The sequence below is a fragment of the Streptomyces sp. SAS_270 genome, assembly GCF_052543295.1.
In genome coordinates this window covers 24,813-40,793 of sequence record NZ_JBMNDS010000027.1, presented here as the reverse complement: position 1 = coordinate 40,793, position 15,981 = coordinate 24,813, and the positions used below count along the sequence as shown (strand labels likewise).

Sequence of the window (15,981 nt, the reverse complement as noted above, 5' to 3'; positions counted from 1 at the left end):
GGGCGGGAGTAGCGGTTTTCGCCCCCTCCGCCCCCGCCCGCGGCTGGAGCGCCCTTCTACGGCACCACCACGATCTTCCGTCCCACCCCCGACGCGAACTGTTCCAGCGCCTGCGGGTAGTCGGTCAGTGGCAGGCGGTCGCTGATGAACACCGAGGGGTCCAGGACGCCGGTGGCGAAGAGTTCCGCCGCTCGTTCGAAGCTGTGGAGCACGGCCATGGAGCCGGTGATGGTGATCTCCTGGTTGTAGATGCGGTACGGGTCGATGGTGACCCGGGTCGCGTAGTCGGCGACGCCGAACTGGAGGAAGGTGCCGGCCTTGGCCACGCGGCCGAGGCCGTCCTGGATGGCGGCGGCGTTGCCGGTGGCGTCGACGACCACGTCCCAGCCCTGCGGACGGTCCAGCTCGTCGGCGTTCACGGCGGACCCGGAGACACCGAGCAGCTGCGCCGTGGCCAGCCGCTGCGTGTTCAGGTCCACCACGTCCACGCTCGCGGCGCCGGTCCGCTTGGCGAGTTCCAGCATCATCAGGCCCATCGTTCCGGAGCCGTAGATCAGGACGCGGGAGCCGAGGCGGGAGCGCAGGACGTCGTAGCCGCGTACCGCGCAGGAGAGCGGCTCGACGAGGGCCGCGTCCTGGGTGCGGATGTGCTCGGGCAGTTTCACGCAGTTGGCGACCGGGGCCACCGCGAACTGGGCGGCGCCGCCCGCCGTGGTCACGCCGATCGCGGCCCAGCGCTCGCAGAGGTTGTTGTGGCCCGTACGGCACTGCCGGCACTCGTAGCAGTAGAGGGAAGGGTCCACGGCCACGCGGTCGCCGGTCGAGACCTCGGTGACCTGGGCGCCGACCCCGACCACCTCGCCCGCGAACTCGTGCCCCGGCACGATCGGCAGACTGGGCGCGAACTCGCCCTGGAGGATGTGCAGATCGGTACCGCACAGGCCGCACGCCGCGACCTCGACGACGACCTCGCGGGGCCCCGGCGTCGGGTCCGGGACCTCGGTGACGACGGCCTTGCCCACGGACTCGATGACGGCGGCCTTCATTTCACGGCTCCCAGTGACAGGCCCTGGACCAACTTGTCCTGGGCGGCGAACCCCGCGGCGAGCACCGGCAGGGAGATGACGAGCGAGGCGGCGCACACCTTGGCCAGGAACAGGCCCTGGCTGGTGATGAAGCCGGTCAGGAACACGGGGGCCGTCTCGGCGACCACACCCGTGAGCACACGGGCGAAGAGCAGCTCGTTCCAGCTGAAGATGAAGCAGATCAGCGCCGTCGCGGCGATGCCAGGCAGCGCGATGGGGGCCACCACGCGCGCGAGGACGGTCGGCAGCCTGGCACCGTCGATCTGCGCCGCCTCGATGACCGCCACCGGGACCTCGGCGAGGAAGGACTGCATCATCCACACCGCGATCGGCAGGTTCATGGAGGTGTAGAGGATGACCAGGAGCCAGATGTTGTCCAGCATTCCGGTGTTCTTCGCGAAGAGGTAGATGGGCAACAGCCCTGCCACCACCGGCAGCATCTTCGTCGAAAGGAAGAAGAACAGGACGTCCGTCCACTTCTTCACCGGGCGGATCGAGAGGGCGTACGCCGCCGGGAAGGCCAGCAGCAGCACGCAGAGGGTGGAGACCACCGACGCCACCGTCGAGTTCACCAGCGCCGGCCAGGGGCTCGCGCCGCCGCCCGTGCCGAAGAAGTCGCGGTAGCCGTCGAGGGTGAGGGCGGCGCCGAAGGACGGCGGGTTGGTCGCCGCGTCGGACTCGGAGTGGAAGGACGTCAGCGCCATCCAGGCGAGGGGCAGGAAGAAGACGATTCCGGCCAGCCAGGCCGCCAGGCCCAGACCCGCTCCCCGGGTACGACGGGGACGTACATGTGTCGCGGTGGCGCTCATGCGCGGGACACCTCCTCGCGGAACAGGGACGAGACCACGCGCAGGGCGAAGGTCGCGATGATGATCGAGCCGATGACGACGAGGACGCCCGCGGCCGAGGCGAGACCGTTCTCGTGGGCCTGGTAGAAGCTCTGGTAGACGGTGTACGGCAGGTTCGCGGTGCCCAGGCCGCCGGAGGTGAGGGTGAAGACCGCGTCGAAGTTCTGGACGATGTAGATCGACCCGAGCAGGGCGCCGAGTTCGAGGTAGCGGCGCAGGTGCGGGAGCGTCAGGTAGCGGAAGACCTGCCAGTCGCTCGCGCCGTCGACCCGGGCCGCCTCGATCTGCTGGTGGTCGCGGCTCTGCAGCCCGGCGAGCAGGATCAGCATCATGAAGGGCGTCCACTGCCACACCAGGGAGGCCTCGACCGCGAGCAGCGGGGTGCGCGACATCCAGTCCGGCTGTGGGCCGCCCACATAGTGCAACAGCCCATTGAGGAGGCCGTATTCAGGGTTGTAGAGCACATGTTTCCAGAGCAGGGCGGCGGCCACCGGCACCACCAGGAACGGGGCGATCAGCAGCGTGCGGACGAGGCCGCGGCCCGGGAACTTACGGTCCAGGAGCAGTGCCAGCAGCAGACCGAGGACCAGGCTGGCGAGCACGACCGCCACCGTCAGCAGGACGGTCGTCCACACCGAGTGGCGCAGATCGGCGTCGGTCAGTACGTCCGAGTAGTTGCCGAGGCCGGTGAAGTGGCGGGCCTTCGGATAGAGGGAGTTCCAGTCGAAGAAGGAGATCACCAGCGTGGCCACGAACGGGAGCTGGGTCACGGCGATCATGAAGACGAGGGCGGGCAGCAGCGGGGCCCGGGTCGCCCAGGTGCGCAGCCGGGCGGAGGGCCTGCGTGTCGTGCGTACGGGTGCGGCGGCGATCGGTGCCGTGGTGGTGGCGGTCATCGTCCCTCGTACTCCTTGGCGATCTTCTCGGCGAGTTTCTGGGATTTCCTCAGGGCCGAGTCGACGGACTGGCGTCCGGCGACGGCCGCGCTGATCTCCTGCGAGACCCTGGTGCCGAGATCGGTGAACTCGGGGATGCCGACGAACTGGATGCCGGGCGCGGGGCGCGGCTGCACCCCCGGGTCGCGGGGCCGGGCGCCTTCGATGGCGGCGCGGGTGGTCTCCTGGAAGGCCGCCGCCTCCTTGCGGTACGCGACGTTCGCGTACGTAGAGGCGCGCTTGCCCGCGGGCACGTCGGACCAGCCGATCCGGTCGCCGACCAACTGCTCGTACTGCTTGCCGGACGCCCAGGAGACGAACTTCCAGGCCTTGTCCGGGTTGTGGGAGGCCTTCTGCAGGCCCCAGGCCCAGGTGTAGAGCCAGCCGGAGGACTTGGTCCTCTCGACGGGAGCGGGTACGTAGCCGACCTTGCCCTTGACCGGGGAGTCGTCCGCTTCCAGGGATCCGGCCGCGGAGGTGGCGTCGTACCACATGGCGACCTTGCCCTGCGTCATGTTGTTCAGGCACTCGGCGAACCCGGACTGGGCCGCGCCCGCCTCGCCGTGCTTGCGGACGAGGTCCACATAGAACGCCGTCGCCTTCTTGAACTCGGGTGAGTCGAGGCGGGCGTTCCAGTCCTTGTCGAACCAGGTGCCGCCGAAGGTGTTCACGACGGTGGTGAGCGGTGCCATGATCTCGCCCCAGCCCGGCAGTCCGCGCAGACAGATGCCCTTCATGCCGGACTCGGCGCCGTCGACGTCCGCCGCGAGCCTGCCCACCTGCTCCCAGGTGGGGTGGGCGGGCATGGTCAGGCCCTTCTCCGCGAAGACGTCCTTGCGGTACATCAGGAACGACGACTCGCCGTAGAAGGGCTGCCCGTAGAGCTTCCCGTCGGCGGCGGTGAGGGACTGCCGCATGGGGGCGAGGATGTCCTGCTCGTCGTACGCGCTGTCCTTGCGCACGTAGGAGTCCATCTCGTGCAGCCAGCCGTTCCTGGCGTAGATGGGTATCTCGTAGTTGGAGAGCGTGGCGACGTCGTACTGGCCCGCCTGGTTGGCGAAGTCCTGGCTGATCTTGTCGCGGACGTCGTTCTCCGGCAGCACGGTGAAGTTCACCTTGATGCCGGTCTCCTTGGTGAAATGGGCCTTGGTGAGCTTCTGCAGCTCGACCATCTGCGGGTTGTTGACCATCAGGACGTTGATGGAGTCACCGCCCGATCCGGCCCCGCCGGCCCCGGCCCAGCAGCCGGAGAGCAGCGGGGCGAGCAGCGTCCCTGCGGCGGCCGCGGCGAGTGCGCGCGACCTCCGTCGGCTCTGGGTTCGCATGGATCACTCCTGGACGTATGGGGAGATATAGGGCGCGTCGAGGGATGGACGTGCCCTACGGAGTGGGTGAGTTGGGTTTTCGGACTCGTCCGGTGGGGGGTCGGGTCGGTAGTCAGACGCGGATGACTTGGGGGCCCTGCAGTGAGTAGCGGTGGGCCTCGGAGGTGGGGAGCAGGGTGCTCGTGACGATCGACTCCAGAGAGCTGATCTCCGCGAACCGGCAGAAGCTGACCGCCCCGAACTTGGTGTGCACGCCCGCGAAGACCGTGCGCCGGGAGGCCCGGATCGCCTGCGCCTTGACCTCGCTGACGGCTGGATCGGGGGTGGTGAGGCCGTGTTCGCGGGAGATGCCGTTGGCGCCGATGTACGCCAGGTCGATGACGAAGCCGGCGAGCATCTTCGTCGTCCAGTGGTCGACGGTCGCGAGCGTGCCCGGGCGGACCCGGCCGCCGAGCAGCAGCACCGAGGTGTTCTCGGCCTCGGCGAGCGCGCCCGCGGTGGCCAGGGACGCGGTGACCACGGTCAGCGGCCGGTCCCTGGGAAGTGCCTCGGCGATGAGCTGCGGGGTGAACCCCTCGTCGACGAAGACCGTCTCGGCGTCCCCGAGCAGCTCGGCCGCGGCGGTCGCGATCCGGCGCTTCTCGGGCACGTGGCTGGTGGCACGGAAGGCGAGCGTCGTCTCGAACCCGGCGCTCTCCACGGGATAGGCGCCGCCGTGGGTGCGGCGCACCAGACCGTGGTCCTCCAGGGCGCGCAGATCCCGTCGTACGGTCTCCTTGGCGACGCCGAGTTCGTCGGCGAGTGCGGTGACGTCGACCGAGCCGGCCCGGCGGGCCGCCCGGACGATCTCGCGCTGGCGTTCCTCCGCGGTCATGGTCACCACCTCGTCCCCACCTGTGCCGCTCGCCCGTTCGGGCTGTGTGGAGATGTTTCTACAGCGGTCGCGTGGCACTGACCAGGTCTGTTGCAGGACCGATGGTGCCCGTGTGTGCCCGTTTCGCCGGGTGCCTGCCCGCCGCGGACCTGCGGCGGATCCCGGATCGGGCAGGGCCGGTGCCCGAACAGCGGAGTGGGCGGGCCCGTTCGGTGCCCGCCCGCTCCGTCCGCCGCTCTCCGCGCCGCGTCAGTACGGCCATATCGGCGGGTTCGTGGTGAAGTGACCGCCCAGGTGGGCGTGGTCCGGATTGTCCGGGTCGAGCGCGCCGTGCTCCGCGATGAGCTTCTCGGCGTACGGCTCGGAGTCGTCCTGGGGTTCGTAGCCGAGCGACCGGGCGGTCGAGAGGTCCCACCACAGGCGGGTGTTGGCCGAGGAGCCGTAGACGACCGTGTGCCGTACGTCCTCGGCCGTCAGGGCCGCGTGGAGGAGGCGGGCGCCGTCGGCGGGGCTCATCCAGACGGACAGCATGCGTACCGCGGTCGGCTCCGGGAAGCAGGAACCGATGCGGACCGAGACCGTCTCCAGGCCGTGCTTGTCCCAGTAGAACTGGGCCAGGTCCTCACCGAAGGACTTGGAGAGGCCGTAGAAGGTGTCCGGGCGGTGCGGGGTGTCGATGGGGATCAACGCCTCCGGGGCGATCGGCGTCTCGCCCTCGGGGCGCGGGGTGAAGCCCACGGCGTGGTTGGAGGAGGCGAAGACGATGCGGCGTACGCCTTCCTGGCGCGCCGCCTCGTACAGGTTGTACGTCCCCTCGATGTTCGCCTTGAGGATCTTCTCGAACGAAGCCTCCAGGGAGATGCCCGCCAGATGGATGATCGCGTCCACGCCGCGGACCGCCTCGCGCAGGGCTTCCTTGTCCGCGAGGTCCGCGGTGAGCGCGTCCGGTTCGCCCTCGATCGGGAGCAGGTCGAGGAGGCGCAGTTCGTAGCCGTACTCCGGCAGCAGGCCCCGCATCAGGGTGCCGAGTCCGCCGGCGGCGCCGGTGAGCAGAACGGTGCGGGGTGCGGGCATCCTCGGGTCTCCTTGAATCGAACAGCCGCATTCGTGTACGGCATTCACATTCTTGGACACGCTAAGGATCGTCTAGGCGGTCCGTCAAGTGTCGCGCGCGCGGACGCGACTGTCGCGCGGAGGTGGGAAATCCGCTCCCGTGGGGCTCGTTTGCGCGCTTGACCGGCCCCAAGGGGGCGTTTTAGCGTGGGCGCGTTCAGAAATATGGACATGGATCAGAAACGTGCACTGCGGCGTGACGGCCGGCCCGTACGTGCGCGTGTCCGTTCAGTGTGAGTGTCTGTTCGGCCTGTCTAGGGAGAGCCCGTGACGTCAGCCCCTCTTGCCGCTCGGCTCAGCGTCCCCAGCGGGCCGCTGTTCTTCCCCGTCACCGCCTACGGTCCCGACGGCGCCGTCGACCTCGACGTCTACCGCGCACATGTACGGCGCGGCGTCGACGCCGGTGCCGCCGCCGTCTTCGCGTGCTGCGGCACCGGCGAGTTCCACGCACTCACGCCGGAGGAGTTCCAGAGCTGCGTGCGGGCGGCCGTCGAGGAGACGGCCGGGCGGGTGCCGGTCGTCGCCGGCGCCGGCTACGGGACCGCGCTCGCCGTGCGCTACGCCCGGCTCGCCGAGGACGCCGGCGCCGACGGGCTGCTCGCCATGCCGCCGTACCTCGTCGTCGCCGGACAGGAAGGCCTGCTGCGGCACTACCGCGAACTCGCCGCGGCCACCTCGCTGGACGTCGTCGTCTATCAGCGCGACAACGCCGTGTTCACACCGGAGACCGTGGTGGAACTGGCACGGACCGACGGCGTCATCGGCTTCAAGGACGGCGTCGGCGACCTCGATCTGATGCAGCGGATCGTGAGCGCGGTGCGCAGCGAGGCCCCGGGGGACTTCCTGTACTTCAACGGGCTGCCCACCGCCGAACTGACCGCTCTCGCCTATCGCGGCATCGGGATCACCCTGTACTCGTCCGCCGTGTTCTGCTTCGCGCCCGAGATCGCGCTCGCCTTCCACCAGGCGCTCAACGCCGGTGACTTCGCGGGCGATACGGTGGTCGACCAGCTGCTCGACGGGTTCTACCGGCCCTTCGTCGACCTGCGCGCGCAGGGACGCGGATACGCCGTCTCGCTCGTCAAGGCCGGGGTGCGGCTGCGGGGGCTCGACGTGGGGGAGGTCCGGCCGCCGTTGCACGAGCCTGCCGAGGAGCATGTGAAGCAGCTCGCGCAGTTGATCGAGCGTGGGTACGAGCTGCTTGAGGAGGGCGTGTGAAGGCGTCGACCTTCGTCTACCCGTGGGATGTCAACGGCGACCCCGACGCTGCGGCACGCATCGCCGGGCTCGGGGTGCGGCAGGCGACGCTCGCCTCCGCGTACCACTCCACGCGCGCACTGACCCCTCGGCACCCCCGGCACCGGATCGTCACCGCCCTGCACGCTGCCGTGCTCTACCCGGTGGACGGTGAGCGGTGGCAGGGGCGTCGGCTGCGGCCGTACGCCGCCGGGGACTGGGCGCCCGGGGACGCGTACGGAGAGGCCGCCTCGGCCCTCGCGGAGGCTGGCCTCGACGTGCACACGTGGGTGGTGCTCGCGCACAACTCCCGTATGGGCGAGGAGTTCACGGACACCTCCGTGGTCAACGCCTACGGAGACCGCTATCCGTGGGCGCCCTGCATCGCGCAGCCCGACACGCGCGCGTACCTGGTCGAGCTGGCCGTGGAGGCGGCGGTACGGCCGGGCGCGGGGGGCACGGAGCTGGAGTCCCTCGGCTGGTACGGGCTCGCGCATCTCCACGCGCACGACAAGACGGGGGGCGTGGCGCTCGGGGACGCAGGGCTGTACCTGATGTCGCTGTGCTTCTGCCCCTCCTGCCGCGACGGCTATGCGCAACTGGGCCTGGACCCGGACGAGTTGATGGGCGCGGTCCGGCGTGCCCTGGAACCGGTCTGGCGCGGCGAGGCACCCGCGGGGGATTGGGAAGCCGTCGAGAAGCTGCTCGGCGCGGAGTTGGCGACGGCCACGCGCGCGTGGCGCGATTCCGTCGCCCGTTCGCTCCAGGAGGAGGCCGTCGGCGCGGTGCGCTCGGCCGCCCCCGAGGGGTTCCAGATCCTGTTGCACGCGGATCCGGCCTCGTACCGCGTCGGCGCGAACGTCGGCGTGGATCCCGCGCACATCCTGTCGGTCGCCGACGGTGTGGTCGTGCCGTGCGCCGGAGGACCGGAGCCGCTGGCTTCCTTTGCCGGGCAGGCAGCCGGGCCCCATGTGCTGGCGGCCAACTTCACCGTGGTGAGCGGCATGGGCGGCCGCCCCGGGGCACTCGGCGAGGACGTGGCACGGGCGGTCGAGCTCGGGGCCACCGAAGTGCGGCTCTATCACGCCGGGTTGGCATCCGACGAGGATCTGTCGCGCGTGACGGAGGCGCTCGCGCGGCTCGGCTGACGCCGCAGCAAGGGTGCGGCCGTCACCAGCCGCACCAGCCCGAGCACCGCCAGCAGGACCTGATGGGGAACCAGTTCGACCAGACCCGCGCCCAGCGCGAGTCCTGCCGCGTTCGGGCCGAACAGCAGCGTGTTGGCGGTCGCCGTCGTACGGCCCAGGAGCGCGTCCGGCGTCTCGCGCTGGACCGCGGTGAGGGCCGCGATCAACACGCACGGCAGCCCCGCGCCGACCGCCACGGCCGAGGCGAGCACCACCGCGTCGTACGGGAGCGCGCGAGCCGCCACGGCCGCGGCGGTGAGCGCGATGCCGCAGCCCGCGAACCGGCGCTCGCCCAGGCGGCGCAGGAGCGGGCCCGCGGCCGGTCCGATCGCTACCGAGCCGATGCCCTGGGCGACGTACAGCACGCCCACGTACGCGGGGGAGTGGCCGAGGCCCTCCGCCACCGCGTAGATCGTCGCGCCGTTGATGCCCGCGAACAGCATCGTCGTGCCGCCGGCGACGACGAGGGGACGCAGCGTCGCGTGGCCCCAGAGGTAGCGGGCGCCGTCGGCCGCCCGCGTGCGCCAGTGGGCGGGTGCCGGGAGCGGCTTCGGCTCGTGTACGCGCAGAAGCGAGCAGAGGCCCGCGGCCAGGACGAAGGTGAGTGCGTCCAGAAGCGCGACGCGGGCACCCCCGTACGCCGCGTACAGGCCCGCTCCGGCGAGCGGGGCGAGCAGCTTCATGCCCTCGGTGGCCGTCATCCGGAGGCCGTTGAAATCACCGAGGAGCTGTTTGTCGACGGCGGTGGCCACCAGGGCCGACTCCGCCGCGTCGTGGACGACGCCGGCCGCGCCGTAGACGAGGAGGACGGCGAAGAGAATCCACAGGGTGTGCACGGAGTCGACGGTGAACAGGGACATGAGGAGCGCGGCCAGACCCAGGTTCGTCCACACCAGCAACGGCCGGCGGCGGACACGGTCCGCGAGAGTGCCGAGAGCCGGGCCGATGAGCGTCGGGGCCCAGAGCGCGAAGACGCAGAGCGCGGCCAGACCGTCCGATCCGGTGAGGTCCTTCACCCAGACCCCGGACACCAGCCACAGGGCCGACGTGCCGAAACCGGAGACCAGGACCCCACCCAGGTAGAGGCCGGCGTTGCGATCGCGCAGGACGCGCGTCACCGGCCATGCGGATGGCGATGGCGATGCTGATGGCGATGTCGTCATGCCTGGTCATCGTGGAGCTAAGGCCCCCTGCCCGGGATCGGGCGGTTGCCTTAGAAGCGGGCTGGGGGCGGTCGGCCGCTCGGCACGCGGCCCTGGCACCTTCCGCCGTCAGATGGTGACGACGAGCTTGCCCCGGGGGTGGCCCTTCTTCAGATGGCGGATGGCGGCGGGGGCCTCGGAGAGGGGGTACGTGCGGTCGATGGCCGGTGTGATCAGGCCCTGCTCCGCGAGGTCCTTGAGGGTCTGGAGGTCCTCGCGGCGGGCGACGGAGACGAGGTTGCGGAGGTTCTGGCCGATGAACGGGGAGAGCAGGACGGCCCGGATGTCGCGACTCATGCCGCCGAAGAAGCCGGTTCCGCCCTCGCCGCCGACGATGACGAGGGTGCCGCGCGGGGTGAGCGCGCGACGGAGGGCGGTCAGGGAGCGGAGACCCGCGTTGTCGACGACTACGTCGTAGCGGTGCGGGCCGTCGGTGATGTCCTCGCGGGTGTAGTCGATGACGTGGGCGGCCCCCTGGGAGCGGACGAAGTCCGCGCCGGCGGGGCCGCAGACGCCGGTGACCTCGGCGCCGTACATCGCGGCCAGTTGGACGGCGTAGGACCCCACACCGCCGGAGGCGCCGACGACGAGGACCTTCTGACCCGGCTGCGGGCGGCCGTTGCCGCTCAGGGCCTGGAGGGCGGTCATGCCCGAGACGGGGAGGGCGGCGGCCTGCTCGAAGGTGAGGCCCGCGGGCTTGAGGGCGATCTTGGCGGCCCTGGCGCACGCGTATTCGGCGAACGAGCCCTCGCAGTTGCCGAAGACCTCGTCGCCCGGCTCGAACCCGGTCACCTTCGCGCCGACCGCCTCGACGCGCCCGGCGCCGTCCCAGCCGCGTACCGGGTTCTTCGGCTTTCGGAGCCCCAGGACCGCACGGGCCACATAGGGCCGGCCCGTCATGAGGTGCCACACCTCGGGGCCGACGCCGGCCGCGCGCATCTCGACGAGCACTTCGTCGTCACGGGGCACGGGGCGGTCGATGTCGCGCAACTCCAGGAGGTCCGCTGATCCGTAGGCATCCTGAACGATCGCCTTCATGGCGTGGCTCCCCTTCGTGGTCCCGGACACCGAACATCGTGGATGGACCGAGCATTCCGGGGCTTCGAACGCCTGAACAGACTCCTGAGCACGATCGTGGGAGTGGGTGCGATGAGTTTCCGTACGTCCGGCGGTCTACCCCCTGACGACCCTGTGACCGGAGGAGCCGAGCATGACCGATGGCGGTACGACACCGACGACCCTCGACCTGGAGCCGCAGGCCCGGATCGTGGCGCGCCTCGCGGCGAACGTGACACAGGAGCAGCTACAGGGCGCGACGCCTTGTCCGCAGTACGCGGTGCACCACCTGCTGGGGCATCTCGTCGGGCTGACCGTCGCGTTCCGTGACGCCGGGCGCAAGGATCTGGGGGCGACCACGGACACCAACCCGGGCGCCGCCCTGCCGGACCTCGGGCCCGGCTGGCGCGAGGCCCTGCCGACGGAACTCGACGGTCTCGCCGAGGCCTGGCGCGACCCGGCCGCCTGGACCGGGATGACCCGGGCGGGCGGGATCGATCTGCCGGGCGAGATCGCCGGTGCCGTCGCGGTCGACGAACTGGTGGTGCACGGCTGGGACCTCGCCCGGGCCACCGGGCAGGAGTACGAGCCCGACGAGGCCGCGCTGCGTGCGACGCACGACTTCCTTGCCGCCGCGGCCACGGAGATGCGGGGCAGCGATGGACCCTTCGGAGCCGTCGTGTCCGTGCCGGACGACGCGCCCCTCCTCGACCGCGTGATCGGGCTCAGCGGGCGCGATCCCGGCTGGAAGCCCTGATCCGGTGAGCGGCAGTTGAGCGGCCGGGGATGAGCTCCGGTCAACAAGGGGGGCGGCCACGCAGGCCGTTTCGTACGCTCCCCGTATGTCTCTCAGCCTCACCGTCCTCGGTACCGCCTCCCCGCACCCGCGGCCCGGTCGTCCCTGCTCCGGGTACCTGCTCAGCGGCGGGGGCGCCGAGGTGTGGGTCGACGCCGGGCCGGGGAGCTTCGCCGAGTTGCAGAGGCACACGGATCCGGCCCGGCTGGACGCGATCTGGATCTCGCATCTGCACGCGGATCACTGTGCCGATCTGCTGTCCGCCTTCTACGCGCTCGCCTACGGCGGACTCACTCCGGCCGCACCCGTTCCTGTGTACGCGCCCGGCGACTGCGCACAGCGCCTCGCCGGGTTCTTCGGGCGCCCGGACGCCGGGTTCATGGGTGGCGTTTTTGACTTCCGGACCCTGCACGACGGGCACACCGCCCGGCACGGCGACCTGCTCCTCACGTCCGGCGCCGTCCTGCACGACGTGGAGGCCTACGGGCTGCGCGCCGAGTGCGCGGGGCGGACGCTCGTGTACTCCGGGGACAGCGGGCCGTGCGACGCCCTGCTGCATCTCGCCGCCGGCGCCGACCTGTTCCTGTGCGAGGCCGACATCGACGAGCATCGCGAAGGCGAACAGGTTCATCTGACCCCCGAGGAGGTCGGCGCAGCCGCCCGGCTGGCAGGGGTGGGGGAGCTGCTCGTCACGCACGTCGGACCCACTCTCACCACCGAGGCGGCGACCACCCGTGCCGCCGCGGCGTTCGGCGGGCCCACCGCCGCCGCCCGCGTGGGCGAGATGCGCGTCGTCTGAACGCAACTCCGACTTCGTTTGTCAGAAGCATTGACGAAACACGGCGACGCTCCTACCTTCAACGCGTCGTACTTCGTACGTCATATATGAGACGCGATACGCCAGATCAGATACACCTGATCCGGCACGCGATCTGACACGCGAGATCCGAGAGGCGCGCATGACCTCTGTGCCCACCCCGATCCCGTCCCGCACGCAGTTCGTGCTGGAAGGGATCAAACACCGCATCCTCACCGGGCAGTTGACCCCGGGGCAGGCTCTGGTCGAGACCGAGCTCGCCGCGCAGTTCGGCGTGTCGAAGACACCCGTCCGCGAGGCGCTCAAGACACTGGCCGGCACCGGGCTCGTCGTGATGAACCAGTACAAGGGCGTCACGGTGCGCATGGTGGACGCGGACATGGCGCGCGAGGTGTACGACGTGCGGCTGCTCCTCGAACCCGAGGCGCTGCGGCGCGCGGTGCGGCGCGGGTCGTCGCTGGACGCGGCACGCGACGCGCTCGGCCGCTCCGACGAAGCCTCCGACACCGCCGAACGCTCCCTGGCCAACCGGGAGTTCCACCGCGCCCTGTACGTGTCCTGCGGCAACCCGCTGCTCGGTCGCATGCTCGACGAAGTACGCGACCAGGCGGCTCTGGTCTCGGCCGTCGCGTGGGCGGCAAACCCGTCCTGGGAGCGCGAGGCCGACGAACACCGGGAGATCCTGCGGCTCGCCCTCGACGGCGATGCCGACGGCGCCGCCGACGCCCTGCATGCCCATATCGCGTCGTTCGTGCAACGGGCCTTCCCCGGGACCCAGGAAGAGGATGGACAGGAATGACAGCGACGTACGAGACCCAGCGGGCGGCACTCGCCGAGGTCGTGGCCATCCCCGTGACCCCGTTCGCCGAGGACGGGTCGGTCGACCGCGACACCCACCGGGCCCTGCTGCGTCGGCTGCTCGACGGCGGCGTCAAGACCCTCACCCCCAACGGCAACACCGGGGAGTTCTACGCCCTGACGCCCGAAGAGCGGCGGCTGGTCACGGAGTTGACCATCGAGGAGGCCGGGGACCGGGCCGCCGTCGTGGTCGGCGTCGGGCACGACGTGCCGACCGCCGTCGCCTCCGCACAGCACGCCCGTGAGCACGGCGCACAGCTGGTGATGGTGCATCAGCCCGTGCATCCGTACGTGTCGGAGGCGGGTTGGGTCGACTACCACCGGGCCATCGCCGAGACGGTGCCCGAGCTGGGTGTCGTCCCCTACATCCGCAACGCGCGACTGAGCGGCGCCCGGCTCGCCGAACTCGCCGACCACTGCCCCAACGTCGTCGGCGTGAAGTACGCGGTGCCGGACGCCGCACGCTTCGCCGCCTTCGCGCGGGACGCCGGGCTCGAACGGTTCGTGTGGGTGGCCGGGCTCGCCGAGCCGTACGCCCCCTCCTACTTCTCCGCCGGCGCCACCGGCTTCACCTCGGGCCTGGTGAACGTCGCCCCGTCCGTTTCGCTGAACATGATCGAAGCGCTTCGATCCGGCGACTACCCGGCCGCCATGAAGGTCTGGGAGCAGATCCGCCGCTTCGAGGAACTGCGGGCCGAGGACGCTTCCGCCAACAACGTCACCGTGGTGAAGGAGGCGCTCGCCTCGCTCGGGCTGTGCCGCCGCGATGTGCGCGCGCCGAGCAGGGCACTGCCCAAGGGCGAGCGGGCCGAAGTCGCCGCCATCGCGGCCGGGTGGTCCATATGAAGAGCCCCGAGGAGTTCAGAAGCCACCAGTGGTACGGCACGGACGGGCTGCGTTCCTTCAGCCACCGGGCCAGGACACGGCAGCTCGGCTACCTGCCCGAGGAGCACCTCGGCAAGCCGGTGATCGCGATCCTCAACACCTGGTCCGACATCAACCCGTGCCACGTCCACCTGCGCGACCGCGCACAGGCCGTGAAGCGGGGTGTGTGGCAGGCCGGGGGTTTCCCGCTCGAGTTCCCGGTCTCCACACTCAGCGAGACCTTCCAGAAGCCGACCCCGATGCTCTACCGCAACATGCTCGCGATGGAGACCGAGGAACTGCTGCGGTCGTATCCGGTCGACGGCGCCGTGCTGATGGGCGGCTGCGACAAGTCCACGCCGGCGCTGCTGATGGGCGCGGCCTCGGTGGACCTGCCGGCCGTCTTCGTGCCCGCCGGGCCCATGCTGCCGGGCCACTGGCGCAATGAAGTCCTCGGCTCCGGCACCGACATGTGGAAGTACTGGGACGACAAGCGCGCCGGCCTCATCGGCGACTGCGAGATGACCGAGCTGGAGAGCGGACTCGCCCGTTCGCCGGGGCACTGCATGACCATGGGGACGGCGTCCACGCTGACAGCCGCCGCCGAGGCGCTGGGTGTGACCGTTCCGGGGGCGTCGAGCATCCCGGCCGTCGACTCCGGGCACGACCGGATGGCCGCCGCAGCGGGACTTCGGATCGTCGAACTCGTGCGCCAGGACCGGAAGTTGTCCGACATCCTGACGGCGGAGGCGTTCGAGGACGCCGTGACGACCGTCCTCGGGCTGGGTGGCTCGACCAACGCCGTCATCCATCTGATCGCCATGGCGGGCCGCGCCGGCGTCACCCTCACACTCGACGACTTCGACCGCGTCGCGCGGACCGTGCCGGTGCTCGCCAACGTCCGGCCCGGCGGACAGACGTACCTGATGGAGGACTTCCACTTCGCCGGCGGCCTCCCCGGGTTCCTGTCCCGGATCACCGACCTGCTCCACCTGGACCGCCCGACGGTCTCCCACGACACCCTGCGCGAACAGCTCTCGACCGCGCAGGTGCACAACGACGACGTCATCCGCACCCGGGACAACCCCGTCGCGAGCGAGGGCGGCGTCGCCGTCCTGCGCGGCAACCTCTGCCCCGACGGCGCCGTCATCAAGCACATCTCCGCCGAGCCGCACCTGCTCGAGCACACCGGCACCGCGGTCGTCTTCGACGACTACCGGACCATGCAACGCACCATCAACGACCCGGAGTTGGGCATCACCGCCGACAGTGTGCTGGTGCTGCGCAACGCCGGACCCAAGGGCGGCCCGGGCATGCCCGAGTACGGCATGCTCCCGATCCCCGACCACCTGCTCAAGCAGGGTGTACGGGACATGGTGCGGATCTCCGACGCCCGGATGAGCGGCACGAGTTACGGCGCCTGTGTGCTGCACGTGGCACCGGAGTCGTACATCGGCGGACCGCTCGCCCTGGTGCGGTCCGGCGACACGATCACCCTCGATGTCGAGGCAAGGTCGCTCCGACTCAACGTGGACGACGCGGAGTTGGAGCGGCGCAGGGCGGCGTGGACACCGCCGCCCGAGCGGTACGAGCGCGGCTACGGGGCGCTCTACAACGAGCAGATCACCCAGGCGGACACCGGCTGCGACTTCGAGTTCCTCGCACGGCCCGGCAAGGTCCAGGACCCGTACGCGGGCTGAACGAACATCCTCGGCCACCCCTTCTTTTGGCCGAGATCTCGAACGACGCTCGGAAAGCGCTTCACCCCGCTGCACCCCGCACGAG

General features: G+C 70.6%; 15 protein-coding genes. 7 read left to right on the top strand and 8 right to left on the bottom strand.

Annotation, left to right across the window (positions count from 1 at the left end; genetic code table 11):
* Window positions 1-56: 56 nt before the first annotated feature.
* From ACN6LB_RS19775 to ACN6LB_RS19750, 6 genes are all read right to left on the bottom strand, one after another.
* Entirely contained in the window at window positions 57-1,046 is a 990-nt protein-coding gene (locus tag ACN6LB_RS19775; protein WP_356135384.1) for a zinc-dependent alcohol dehydrogenase family protein, read from the bottom strand.
* Window positions 1,043-1,894, bottom strand: a complete 852-nt coding sequence (locus tag ACN6LB_RS19770) for a carbohydrate ABC transporter permease (RefSeq protein WP_356135382.1) — start codon at window positions 1,892-1,894, stop codon at window positions 1,043-1,045. The genes ACN6LB_RS19775 and ACN6LB_RS19770 overlap by 4 nt, the downstream gene beginning before the upstream one ends.
* On the bottom strand, window positions 1,891-2,829 hold the full coding sequence (locus tag ACN6LB_RS19765; RefSeq protein WP_356135380.1) for a carbohydrate ABC transporter permease: 939 nt from the start codon (window positions 2,827-2,829) through the stop codon (window positions 1,891-1,893). Before ACN6LB_RS19765 ends, ACN6LB_RS19770 begins: the two co-directional genes overlap by 4 nt.
* Entirely contained in the window at window positions 2,826-4,193 is a 1,368-nt protein-coding gene (locus tag ACN6LB_RS19760; protein WP_445027087.1) for an ABC transporter substrate-binding protein, read from the bottom strand. Before ACN6LB_RS19760 ends, ACN6LB_RS19765 begins: the two co-directional genes overlap by 4 nt.
* 112 nt (window positions 4,194-4,305) lie before the next feature.
* Window positions 4,306-5,076: a DeoR/GlpR family DNA-binding transcription regulator gene (locus ACN6LB_RS19755; RefSeq protein ID WP_445027086.1), complete on the bottom strand. Its 771-nt coding sequence runs from the start codon at window positions 5,074-5,076 to the stop codon at window positions 4,306-4,308.
* A 240-nt stretch (window positions 5,077-5,316) separates the two neighbouring features.
* The gene (locus tag ACN6LB_RS19750) at window positions 5,317-6,141 is read right to left on the bottom strand and encodes an NAD-dependent epimerase/dehydratase family protein (protein WP_445027085.1); all 825 of its coding nucleotides are present in this window, start codon (window positions 6,139-6,141) and stop codon (window positions 5,317-5,319) included.
* Window positions 6,142-6,447: 306 nt separating this feature from the next.
* Here ACN6LB_RS19750 and ACN6LB_RS19745 point away from each other — a divergent pair, with 306 nt between their 5' ends.
* Together ACN6LB_RS19745 and ACN6LB_RS19740 are read left to right on the top strand one after the other, a co-directional pair.
* Window positions 6,448-7,398 (top strand): 5-dehydro-4-deoxyglucarate dehydratase, encoded by a 951-nt coding sequence (locus ACN6LB_RS19745; protein ID WP_445027084.1) that lies wholly within the window; start codon window positions 6,448-6,450, stop codon window positions 7,396-7,398.
* The gene (locus ACN6LB_RS19740) at window positions 7,395-8,564 is read left to right on the top strand and encodes a hypothetical protein (protein WP_445027083.1); all 1,170 of its coding nucleotides are present in this window, start codon (window positions 7,395-7,397) and stop codon (window positions 8,562-8,564) included. Before ACN6LB_RS19745 ends, ACN6LB_RS19740 begins: the two co-directional genes overlap by 4 nt.
* On the opposite strand, the gene ACN6LB_RS19735 is transcribed toward ACN6LB_RS19740, so the two are convergent.
* Complete coding sequence (locus ACN6LB_RS19735) at window positions 8,498-9,766, bottom strand: MFS transporter (RefSeq protein ID WP_445027082.1); 1,269 nt, start codon at window positions 9,764-9,766, stop codon at window positions 8,498-8,500. The genes ACN6LB_RS19740 and ACN6LB_RS19735 overlap by 67 nt on opposite strands.
* 108 nt (window positions 9,767-9,874) lie before the next feature.
* The gene (locus tag ACN6LB_RS19730; RefSeq protein WP_445027081.1) at window positions 9,875-10,843 is read right to left on the bottom strand and encodes an NAD(P)-dependent alcohol dehydrogenase; all 969 of its coding nucleotides are present in this window, start codon (window positions 10,841-10,843) and stop codon (window positions 9,875-9,877) included.
* Window positions 10,844-11,015: 172 nt separating this feature from the next.
* Here ACN6LB_RS19730 and ACN6LB_RS19725 point away from each other — a divergent pair, with 172 nt between their 5' ends.
* From ACN6LB_RS19725 to araD, 5 genes are all read left to right on the top strand, one after another.
* Window positions 11,016-11,618, top strand: coding sequence for a TIGR03086 family metal-binding protein (locus ACN6LB_RS19725; RefSeq protein WP_445027080.1), 603 nt, complete (start codon window positions 11,016-11,018; stop codon window positions 11,616-11,618).
* 85 nt (window positions 11,619-11,703) lie between these two features.
* The gene (locus tag ACN6LB_RS19720; RefSeq protein ID WP_445027079.1) at window positions 11,704-12,456 is read left to right on the top strand and encodes an MBL fold metallo-hydrolase; all 753 of its coding nucleotides are present in this window, start codon (window positions 11,704-11,706) and stop codon (window positions 12,454-12,456) included.
* A 160-nt stretch (window positions 12,457-12,616) separates the two neighbouring features.
* Window positions 12,617-13,273 carry a GntR family transcriptional regulator gene (locus ACN6LB_RS19715; protein WP_356135362.1) on the top strand — a complete coding sequence of 219 codons (657 nt, stop codon included), beginning with the start codon at window positions 12,617-12,619 and terminating at the stop codon, window positions 13,271-13,273.
* Window positions 13,270-14,178, top strand: a complete 909-nt coding sequence (locus ACN6LB_RS19710) for a dihydrodipicolinate synthase family protein (RefSeq protein WP_445027078.1) — start codon at window positions 13,270-13,272, stop codon at window positions 14,176-14,178. Before ACN6LB_RS19715 ends, ACN6LB_RS19710 begins: the two co-directional genes overlap by 4 nt.
* Complete coding sequence (gene araD / locus ACN6LB_RS19705; protein ID WP_445027077.1) at window positions 14,175-15,896, top strand: L-arabinonate dehydratase; 1,722 nt, start codon at window positions 14,175-14,177, stop codon at window positions 15,894-15,896. Before ACN6LB_RS19710 ends, araD begins: the two co-directional genes overlap by 4 nt.
* Window positions 15,897-15,981: the final 85 nt, after the last annotated feature.